Source organism: Streptococcus sp. SM3, assembly GCF_027497875.1.
On record NZ_JAJNSA010000107.1, the window covers coordinates 1 to 8,226 of the forward strand.

The 8,226-nt window shown below is 42.9% G+C and carries 4 protein-coding genes; all 4 read right to left on the reverse strand.

Annotation, left to right across the window (positions count from 1 at the left end; genetic code table 11):
- Positions 1-4,303, reverse strand: a 4,303-nt coding sequence (locus tag PAN06_RS11910) for an accessory Sec-dependent serine-rich glycoprotein adhesin (protein WP_269796417.1), incomplete at its 3' end; no start/stop codon positions are given.
- A 237-nt stretch (positions 4,304-4,540) separates the two neighbouring features.
- Entirely contained in the window at positions 4,541-5,998 is a 1,458-nt protein-coding gene (gene gltX / locus PAN06_RS11915; RefSeq protein ID WP_269796418.1) for a glutamate--tRNA ligase, read from the reverse strand.
- Positions 5,999-6,169: 171 nt separating this feature from the next.
- On the reverse strand, positions 6,170-6,952 hold the full coding sequence (locus PAN06_RS11920; protein ID WP_269796419.1) for an alpha/beta hydrolase family protein: 783 nt from the start codon (positions 6,950-6,952) through the stop codon (positions 6,170-6,172).
- A 70-nt stretch (positions 6,953-7,022) separates the two neighbouring features.
- A partial coding sequence (locus PAN06_RS11925) for a ribonuclease J (RefSeq protein WP_269796420.1) occupies positions 7,023-8,226 on the reverse strand: 1,204 nt, incomplete at its 5' end.

Sequence of the window (8,226 nt, forward strand, 5' to 3'; positions counted from 1 at the left end):
TTTCTTTACCTTTTTCGTCTACGTAAGTGATGATAACATCACCTTCTTTAGGTTTCGTTGGATCTTCTTTCAATTTGTAGACGTAAGTGACATTCTTATCACCTTCAACAACTTTACCAGTTGTAGCATCATCACCTGTCCAGTGACCTTGTTCGTCGACTTGACCTACTGGGTAGTTACCGGCTGGTACCAATTCGTATGTCTTACCTTGGAATTCGATTTCTTTTGGACGGTTGTCTACTACTGTATCGTAGTCTTTATCAACTGGTTGATCTTTTTCGTCAGTAACATCGTCTTTAATCTTGTTACCATTAACGTCAACATAGTGTACGTAGACATTACCCTTAGGTTGTGCTGGTTGTTCTTTGAGTTTGTAGATGTAAGTGACGTCTTTACGTCCTTCGATAACCTTACCTGTTGTAGCGTCTGATGACTCAAGGTGACCTTGTTCGTCAACTTTACCTACATTGTAGTTACCGGCTGGTACCAATTCATATGTCTTACCATTGTATTGGATTTCTTTTGGACGGTTGTCAATTACTGTATCGTAATCTTTATCAACTGGTTGATCTTTTTCATCAGTGACATCATCTTTAATTGTGTTACCGTCAGTGTCTTTATAGTGAACGTAAACGTCACCTTTCACTTCTTTATAAACGTAAGTGATTGTTGATTTAGGTTTATCAACTTTACCTTTAATTGGATCAGATGATTCAAGGTGTCCGTCACCGTCAACTTTACCTACTGGGTAGTCACCTTTTGGTACGATCTTATAAGTCTTACCGTCTGGAGTCTTGATAGTATTAGGTTTTTCACCTTCCTCAGTTGTGTTATATGGTGTGTCATATGGTGAGTTTGGTGTGTCTTGACGAGGTTTTTGGATTTCTTTACCATCATTCTCACGGATGTAAGTGATGATTACTTCACCAACTTTAGGTGTTTCACTTTCAGACATCGATGAAGAATTTGAAGCTGAAACAGACACAGATGTAGAAAGTGAGTTTGATACTGATTCAGATGCTGATACTGATTGACTTACCGATACAGAAGTTGAAGCAGATGCTGATACTGATTGGCTCGCTGATACTGAAGCTGATTCTGATGTAGAAGCTGATACTGAGGCTGACTCAGACGCTGACGCTGATGCAGATTCTGATGTAGAAGCTGACACTGAGGCTGACTCAGACGCTGACGCTGATGCAGATTCTGATGTAGAAGCTGATACTGAGGCTGACTCAGACGCTGACGCTGATGCAGATTCTGATGTAGAAGCTGACACTGAGGCTGACTCAGACGCTGAAGCTGATGCAGATTCTGATGTAGAAGCTGATACTGAGGCTGACTCAGACGCTGACTCAGACGCTGACGCTGATGCAGATTCTGATGTAGAAGCTGATACTGAAGCTGACTCAGACGCTGACGCTGATGCAGATTCTGATGTAGAAGCTGATACTGAGGCTGACTCAGACGCTGAAGCACTTGTTGATTCAGATGTTGATGCGCTTGTTGATTCAGATACTGATTTACTTGTTGATTCTAATTCGGATGTTGAGGTGCTTGCTGATTCAGACGTTGATGCGCTTGCTGATTCAGATACTGATTTACTTGTAGACTCAACTGTTGATTTGCTTTCTGAAGTAGATGCTGATACTGATTCAGACAATGATTTGCTTGCTGATTCAACTTTTGATTGACTCAATGATGCTGAAGCTGATTCTGATGCAGATTTAGAAGCTGATGTTGTATCCGATTGTGATTGTGATACAGATTGTGACTTAGACACTACTTCTGAAAGCGATTGTGATTTAGATGTCACTTCTGATACAGATTGTGACTTAGACACTACTTCTGATGTTGATTGTGACTTAGATACTACTTCTGATGTTGATTGTGACTTAGACACTACTTCTGATTCAGATAGAGATTGTGACTTAGACACAACTTCTGATTCTGATGCAGAGTTTGAGAATGATTGTGATTGAGATGCAGACTCAGAATCACCCAATTTCTCGAAGTAATAGTTCACATCAGTTGATGGCTTAATCGCAGTTGGAACTGAGTAGTTGTTTGAGAATGAGGAGAAACCTTTTAATTCTGTATAAGTAATGCTGCCATCTGGTTGAGTTACCTTAGATTTTGCAACAACATCCGCATTACGTCCGGCAATCAAGTTCCATTTGTTATTCCCTTGACCAGCTGGTGTTAATGATGCGTCTGGCGCACCCGTAAACGGTTTATCAAAAGCTTCAGTCACTTTTGTTTCATCGTGCGTAAGGTTAACTTTTTCTGTATTAGACAGCCAACCAGTAATTACTAGGGAGCCGCTACCTGCAGTTTCGACAACATCAATATGGTAGTCACCATTTTTGCTATTTACAGTAGTCGTTTTCGATTCAGTAGCTTTCCAAGTATCGCCAGCTTTATTTACAGATGATGTGTAAAGAAGTGTGTATTTAGATACATCTTCTGTACCAATATCAGATGTTGTAAAATTGTTCACTTGAGATGGATCAAGAGCGTAGATTTTCGTTACTGTTGAACCATTTGTATCCACGATTTCAATAATACGTTTCATGTAGTAGTGGTTTGCTCCACCTTGAAGTTCGACAAGTTTTTGACCAACAACACCCTTACCAAGGATACCAGATGTTTTTTGAGTTGAGTCAGTTGTTGCTGCTACATGTTTGTAACCAGGGATATCACGGTTGTTTGAAGCTGTAAATTGTTGTCCTGCAAGACCCGTTTGTGTATAGCTTGCTAAATCTGTTTCATTTCCAGTAGGTTTGTATAGTTGACCTGGAGTAGAACTTCCTTCGATAAGTTTATAGTGAGTTGTTTGATCAACTGTAGCATAAGGAACAGAAGTTTGAACGTTTGGCTTGTCTTCACCTACGTTACCTGGGTAGTTGGTATCACGGATTTGAAGTGTTTCATACTCAAGGTTTGCATTTACCAATGAGAAGGTAACGTTTCCTGGATCAGTGCCGTTAGCACCTTTATAAGTCAAAGTGTTGGTTACATCAGAGTTATTGTTGGTGATGTAGCTTGGAAGTGAGATATTGCTTTCACCCGCTTTGATTGTACGTGTGTAAACTTCTGAACCATCAGACTTCTTCACAATACGCAAGTAAACATCTGGGTTAGCTGAAAGGCTACCAGTGATGGCAGAACGATCTACTGAAAGAGTAGCATAGTAATCAAAGTTGGTTTTAGCCCCAGTAGTGTGGTTCGTCTTAAGGAATTGCCATACACCGAAAGTGAAACGATCAGCGTTTGGATCCAAAGCATAACCAGATTTATTGAAAGCTGCATCTTCAATCGTTGCACCGTTCGCATCTGTAATAACTGGAATTGTCGTTCCATTAGTGCTTGTTGAGATTGGTGACAACTGTGCTGAAATAGCAGGAGCACCATTTACTGTTGTATTGCCAGTAAATCCTGCTGCAGTCAAGGTTGCCATCATGTCATCTACTGATTTGCTCAAACGTTCGCGTTGGTCTGCGTATGATTGAGCTGAAGCATTGGCGTTGATCAAGCTGTTGCTTGCTGTCAATTCTGTTTGAACTTTAGCGATGGCAGCATCAAGTGCTACTTTCTTTTCTGGAGCTGAAACAGTTGCTGAGTAGTCTCCTGCAATCTTGTTCAACAATGCTGCTTCTGAAGCGTTTTGTTCCAAAACAACTTTATCTTCAGCTTTCGCTACTGTTGTAGTGCTTTCTACACTTGCTTCAGAGCCAGCTGCTACAGTTGATTCGCTTGAAGCTGCTGAAAGTTCTTCTGAACCTTGTTCGCTCAATGAAGCTGATAGAGATGCTGACACTTTTACAGATGTTGAGGCAGAAGCGCTAGCTGATTCTGTTGTTGATTGAGATTGAGATTGAGATTCAGTAGTTGACTCAGTTGTTGATGCTGTTGTTGATTCAGACTGAGATTCTGTTGTTGATGTTGTACCAAGTACAGTACTTCCTTGCACTACAAGAGCTTCACTTGAAAGCTCAGATGCAGTCGCAACATCTGATCCAGTTTCATCTGCTTTTGCAGTGTTCGCTACTGTAGCTGCACCAAGAACAGCCCCAGCTGCTACGATCCCTTTGAGCAAGCCACGGCTTGTCATTTCTTTCACTGATACTGCGTCTTCACGCACTTCAGCTACAACAGTCTCTTCGACTTGACCACGAATGACCTTCAAAAGACCAAAGTTAGAAGTCGCAGCACGCAACCAGTTTTTACCTGATTTGATCAATTTGAAACGAGTCACACGATCCGTTTCACGGAATTCACCGTTCGAACGTTTAAAAAACATTTCTGTCTCCTTATTACATTTTTTATTTCCCTTACATTATAGACTAATGTGTCGATTTTTGGAAGCAATTATCCTTAATTATTGCTATTTTTTTATAATTTTTGTTTTAGATAGTAATAAAATCGTTTTCAATAGGATTAATTTGTCAAACCGGGGCAATTTTTTGAAAAAATCCTATAATACTTTGACTTTAGAGGTAAAACAAAAAGCCCCATTTAATAGGGACTTTTCTGATAATTATCTGATTTTTTCCAACATGCTTTCAATATGTTGGATAGATTTTTCTCGTCCAAGCAAGTAGATGGTATCTGGCAATTCAGGACCATGCATTTCACCTGAAACGGCAATACGGATTGGCATAAAGAGATTCTTTCCTTTGATACCAGTTTCTTTTTGAACCGCTTTGATTTGTGGGAAGATATTTTCAGCCACAAACTCATCGTCTGACATGGCTTCAAGTTTTGCCTTGAAAGCTTCAAGGACAGTCGGAACGGTTTCACCAGCCATGACTTCTTTCTCAGCTTCTGTCAATTCTGGGAAGTCTGAGAAGAAGAGGTCTGTCAATGGAACGATTTCATCCACTGACTTCATTTGTGGTTTGTAAAGTTCCACTAATTTCTCAGCCTTGTCTGTCAAACGTCCCGCTTCTTCGAGGAATGGTTTGGCCATTTCAAAGATAGTCTCAAGATCCGCATTCTTGATGTACTCATTGCTCATCCAGTCCATTTTCTTTTGGTCGAAAGCAGCTGGAGACTTGCTGAGGCGGTTTTCATCAAAGAGCTTGATGAGTTCTTCACGAGAGAAGATTTCGTCTTCCCCACCAGGGTTCCAACCTAGAAGAGCGATAAAGTTAAAGACTGCTTCTGGAAGGTACCCTTTCTTACGATAGTCTTCAATGAACTGAAGGGTGTTGGTGTCCCGTTTAGACAACTTCTTACCTGTTTCAGAGTTGATGATCAAGGTCATGTGACCAAATTCAGGCGCTTCCCATCCAAGGGCTTCATAGACCATGAGCTGTTTTGGAGTGTTGGCGATGTGGTCATCTCCACGGATAACGTGAGAGATTTGCATATCGTGGTCATCGATCACAACGGCAAAGTTATAAGTTGGATAGCCATCTTTCTTTTGGATGACCCAATCCCCACCGATATTGCCACCTTCAAATTCGATATTGCCTTTGACCATATCGTGCCATTTGTAGATACCAGACTCATTCACTGCCAAGCGAACCGTTGGAATCACACCGGCTGCTTCACGTTCTGCGATATAAGCTGCTTTTTCTTCTTCGCTCATACCAAGATATTCGTTGATGTAGCGAGGTGTTTCACCTGCTGCTTCTTGGCGTTCACGTTCAGCTGCCAACTCTTCTTCAGTGACGTAAGATTTGTAAGCTTTACCTTCAGCCAAGAGTTGGTCGATATATTTTTGATAGAGTTCCAAGCGCTCTGATTGGCGGTAGTTTTCATGCGTCTCAGGGCTTTCATCCCAGTCCATGCCCAACCAACGAAGGTTTTCAAGCTGTGAACGTTCTCCGTCTTCGACGTGACGTTTGCGGTCCGTATCCTCGATACGGATGATAAAGGTTCCACCATGGTGGCGTGCATACAAGTAGTTAAACAATGCTGTACGAGCATTTCCGATGTGTAGTAGCCCTGTTGGACTTGGTGCATAACGCACACGAATATCTTTTGCCATATTTCTCTCCTCTTATCATGTTCGCTATTTCTAGCTCATTTTTCAATCGTTCCTATTATACCACAAAGAAAGCAGGACTGAAATGAATAAGTGACCTTTCTAGCCTTTCTTCCTATGTATAGGAAAAAAGCCAGAACAAATGCTCTGACTGATATCCAATCTATTGGTATCTTAGCTTAACCGTTCTTCCAATTCAAAGTCGATTGGTAGGGTTTGTAAAAAGTGCTCCAACTCACGTTCCCAGTAGAACCATTCGTGCTTGCCCGGGCTGTGGGTATAGGTGACATCCAAACCTAACTTTTCTAGTTCCTTGACTTCAAAATTATTGGCCTCATAGAGGAAATCCTGCTCCCCACACCAGATCCAGAGCTTGGTCTTCTTATCTGAAAACTTCTTGGTAGCAGTCTCTAGCGAATAGGGACTGGTCGTCCAATCCTCAATCTCTCCAAAGATCCCCTTCCAAAAAGCTGGTTGCTCTAAGTCATTGTTTTCAAAGTCCCGATCGTGGAAACTCAGAGCACCGGAAAAACTAGCCGCATGGGAGAAACGATTTGTCTTGAGAGCCAAGAGCATCGATCCATAGCCGCCCATAGATAGACCCGCAATAAAGGTCTTCTCCCGTTTCTTGGTCATATTAGGGAAGAAGCGAGAAAGAGTCTCTGGCAATTCCTCCGCAATAGCTGTGTAATAGTTGTAGCCATACTGGGTATCTGTGTAAAAGCCATTATTAGTATTAGGCAGGACCACGATCAGATTGGTATTGCGCAAAATGCGCTCCACATTGGTCCGCTTCAACCAGGAATGGTGGTTGCCATTCATCCCGTGTAAGAGATAGAGAACTGGAATATCCGTATCTGCTGGATCTTCTACGCGCGATGCATCGGGATAAAGGACGGACACGCCCCACTCCATCTTCAAGGCTTCTGAATAATACTCAATCTGCATAACTGCCATTTGATTTCCTCTTTCTACTGTTAAAAACACTCGGCAAGCCTTCGGCCGCCAAGCGTTTCCATTTCTTCTATTATTTCACTTCCATCACAACTGGTAGGATGGCTGGACGACGTTTGGTTTGTTCAAATAAGAACTTAGACAAGTTGTCGCGTACCAAACCTTTTAACTCACCCCAGTCAAAGCTGTCTTGTCCCAAATAGTCTTCAACGCTTTGGTTGACCAATTCGCAACTTTCACGAAGAATATCCCGGCTCTTCTTGACATAGACAAAACCACGGGTGTGCACGCGCGCTTTGGAAATAATTTTCTTCTCTTTGCGATTCACCGTGAGCGCCACGATAAAGATCCCGTCTTCTGACAAGACCTTACGGTCACGAAGGACGATATTGCCCACATCACCAATGGCATTCCCATCAATCATGACATCTCCAGCTGAGACGCTACCGGCAGGGACGAAGTCCCCCTTTTCGTACTCCATCACAGTGCCGCGTTTTGGAATAAAGATATTCTCAGGCAAGATTCCGACTTCCATCGCTACCCGCGCATGGGCATCCAATTCGCGGTATTCCCCTTGGATCGGGAAGAGATATTTAGGACGAAGAAGGTTGATCATCAACTGCAAGTCCCGTGCGTTTCCGTGACCAGACACGCGCAAGCTTGACGTGATCAATTTGACAATGCCACCTGCTTGGTAGACCATGTTTTCCACACGAGCCACCACAGCTTCTTTGGCAATCGATGGCGTTGTGACGATGTAGACCAAGTCCCCATCTTTGATTTCCACATAGCGGTGACGGCCAATCGACATCTTGCGCAAACCGTTGATTGGCTCACCCATCCGGCCTGTTTCCAAGATGATCAATTCATGATCCTCGAAACGGCTCATTTCTTTTGGCTTGATCAAGAGTTTTTCATTAGCAAGAGACAATTTGTTCAAGCGAATGGCTGTGCGGACGATGTTTTCCACATCAAACCCTGTCAAGACCACTCGACGGCCAGTCTCAGCTGCGGCGTCAAAGACCTGCTGGATCCGAGAAAGGTTGCTGGCTACCGCCGCCACGATGACACGACCATCCCAGTCTGCAATCGTATCTAAGATGGCATCGCCCACTTCTTGCTCACTGGCAACTTGAATAGTACTATCCGCATTGGCCGAGTCACTCAAGAGAGCAAGCACGCCTTCGCGGCCAATCTCAGCTAGGCGAGCAAAGTCTGTCGCGTAGGACTCGCTGGCAGTTTGGTCAAATTTAAAGTCTCCTGTATAGACGATATTG